2 protein-coding genes and 1 pseudogene are annotated in these 2,746 nt (G+C 68.1%); 2 read left to right on the top strand and 1 reads right to left on the bottom strand.

Features of this window, described 5'->3' with window-relative positions; translation table 11 throughout:
• Positions 1–177: pseudogene (locus AC6EI8_RS25865) on the top strand (sulfite reductase flavoprotein subunit alpha); the annotation flags it as partial.
• A gap of 65 nt (positions 178–242) precedes the next feature.
• Here the strand turns inward: AC6EI8_RS25865 and AC6EI8_RS25860 are convergent.
• Entirely contained in the window at positions 243–1,727 is a 1,485-nt protein-coding gene (locus AC6EI8_RS25860) for an amino acid permease (protein ID WP_498383308.1), read from the bottom strand.
• Between the two features lie 153 nt (positions 1,728–1,880).
• Here AC6EI8_RS25860 and AC6EI8_RS25855 point away from each other — a divergent pair.
• The coding region (locus tag AC6EI8_RS25855; RefSeq protein ID WP_498383307.1) for a mechanosensitive ion channel family protein at positions 1,881–2,746 on the top strand (866 nt) is incomplete at its 3' end.

The raw sequence follows: 2,746 nt of genomic DNA, 5'->3' as shown, positions 1-2,746 counted from the left end.
GTGCGCGCCGCCGCGCCGCAGATCCGCGAATGGGTCGCGGCCGGCGCGGCGATCTACGTCTGCGGCAGCCTGCAGGGCATGGCCGCGGGCGTCAACGATGCGCTGGCCGAGGTGCTGGGGACGCAGGCACTGGCGGCGCTGGCCGAGAACGGGCGCTATCGGCGCGACGTCTACTGAGCGGGATCCCCCGCCGCTTCACGGACTGTTTTCACCGGCCCCTTCACTGGCCCCTTCACCGGCCCTCATTCGACGCCCGGAAACCGCATGTCCTCGTACCTGACGAAGCGCGTCTTGCGCGTCCAGCGGTAGCCCAGCCAGATCGCCAGGAAGATCGGAATGCCGATATAGGTGGCGGCCACCGACCACCAGTCGATATTGCCGCTGAGGAAGGCCTGGAAGTTCTGCCCCAGCGCGATCACCAGGCACAGCACGAACGCGAAGATCGGGCCGTACGGGAAGAAGGGCGAGCGGTACGGCAGCCGCGACAGGTCCAGGCCCCGCCGCGTCCAGCCCTTGCGGAAGCGGTAGTGGCTGATGGCGATGCCCAGCCACGCGATGAAGCCCGTCATGCCGGACAAGCTGAGCAGCCACAGATAGACCGCCTTGCTCTCGAACAGCGAGGTCAGGAAACACAGCGCGCCGACCGCGGTGGTGGCCAGCAGCGCGGGCATCGGCACGCCGTTGCGCGTGAGCCGCGCGAACACGCGCGGCGCGCGGCCCTCGGTGGCCAGGTTGTAGAGCATCCGCGTCGAGGCATACATGCCCGAATTGCCGGCCGACAGCACGGCGGTCAGGATCACCGCGTTCATCAGGCCGGCGGCGAAGGCCAGCCCCGCATTGCGGAACACCAGCGTGAACGGGCTGACGCCAATGGTCTGCACATCGCTCTTGAGCAGGCTCGGATCGGTATAGGGGATCAGCACGCCGATCACCGCGATCGCCAGCACATAGAACAGCAGGATGCGCCAGAACACCTGCCGCACCGCGCGCGGAATATTGCGCGCCGGATCGGCCGATTCGCCGGCGGCGACGCCGATCAGCTCGGTGCCCTGGAACGAGAAGCCGGCGATCATCGCCACGCCGATCATCGCCGGCAGGCCGCCGACGAAGGGCGCGTCGCCCAGCGTCAGGTTGGCCAGGCTCGCCGGCACGTCGCCGCGCAGGATGCCGAAGATCATCAGCGTGCCGATCGCGATGAACGCGATCACGGTCACCACCTTGACCAGCGAGCACCAGTATTCGGCCTCGCCGAAGCCGCGCACCGAGATCGCGTTGAGCCCGAACATCAGCGCGAGGAACAGCGCGCTCCACAGGATGCCGGGCGTGTCGGGGAACCAGTACTGCATCACCAGCTGCGCCGCGGCCAGTTCCACCGCGATCGTCACCGCCCAGTTGTACCAGTAGTTCCAGCCGAGCGCGAAGCCGAAGCCCTCCTCGACATACATCGAGCCGTAGGTCGAGAACGAGCCGGCCACCGGCATATAGGCGGCCAGTTCGCCCAGGCTGGTCATCAGGAAGTACACCATCGCGCCGATCAGCAGGTAGGCGGCGAGCGCCCCGCCCGGGCCGGCCTGGGCAATGGTCGCGCCGGAGGCGACGAACAGTCCCGTGCCGATCGAGCCGCCGATGGCGATCATGCTCAGATGGCGGGCCCGCAGCTTGCGCTGCAAGGTCGGACGCGCGGTGTCGGCGGCCGCCGCGGCGCGCGTGTCTTGGGAAGCGGTCATGGTCAGGACAGGAAGGCCAGCAATGGGGCGGCATCCTATAAGAAAACCCGCCGGCGGGATAGACGGCGGGATACCCGGGCCGCCAACTCGGTAGAATCGTGGCTTCCCTGCCCGCGCGGCCGAGCGGCGCTGCGGCGCCGCGGTCCCGACACCATGAAGCTGAATCTGGATTTCAACGACAGCATCCTGCTGCATATCGTGCTGAGCGTGCTCATCGTTCTGGTGGGCGTGCTGCTGGTCAAGCTCAGCAACCGCTTCTTCGTCTCGCGCCAGCTCGCCGATCGCGACAACCTGCGCAGCTATCGCACCTGGACCGTGGCCTCGCGCAACCTGATCGGCGCGGTGGTGTTCCTGCTGCTGCTCGGCATCTGGGTCTCCGAACTGAAGAGCGTCGCGATCTCGCTGGCCGCGTTTGCCGCCGCGCTGATGATCTCCGGCAAGGAGCTGGTGATGTGCTTCCTCGGCGCGTTCATGCGGATGCTGACGCGGCCGTTCCAGTTGGGGGACCTGGTGGAGATCGGCCAGTACGCCGGCGAGGTGATCGACATGGACGCGCTGACGACGACGCTGGTCGAGGTCGCGCCGACCCGGCAATTCACCGGCTTCACGGTGCAGGTGCCCAACAGCCTGCTGCTGACGGTGGCGGTGCGCAATCATTCGCAGGCGGGCAAATACACGCTGGACACCGTGCGCATTCCGCTGGCGGCGCAGTGCGACCCGGACCGCATCGAGGCGGAATTGCTCGACATCGCGCAGCAGGCCTGCGAGCCGTTTCTCGAGGCCGCGGGCCAGAGCCTGCGCCGCTATGGCGATACGCGCTTCCTGGACCTGTCGCAGTTCGCGCCGCGCGTGATGTTCGAACCGGTCGGCACCGACCGGCTCGACGCGATCGTGCGCTTCCCCGCGCCGGTGGGCGGGCGGCTGCCGGTGGCGCAGCAGATCATCCGGCGTTTCTATCGGCAGCGGATGAGCGACAGCAAGGAGACCGGCGCCGATGCGGCCGCCGAGGCCGCCACGGA

The organism is Cupriavidus sp. R6-3 (assembly GCF_059772245.1).
This window is presented reverse-complemented; position numbering and strand designations above follow the sequence as displayed.

Coding starts and splice junctions, on each gene's coding strand:
- AC6EI8_RS25860 (WP_498383308.1), bottom strand. CDS start 1,727: ATGACCGCTTCCCAAGACACGCGCGCCGCGGCGGCCGCCGACACCGCG.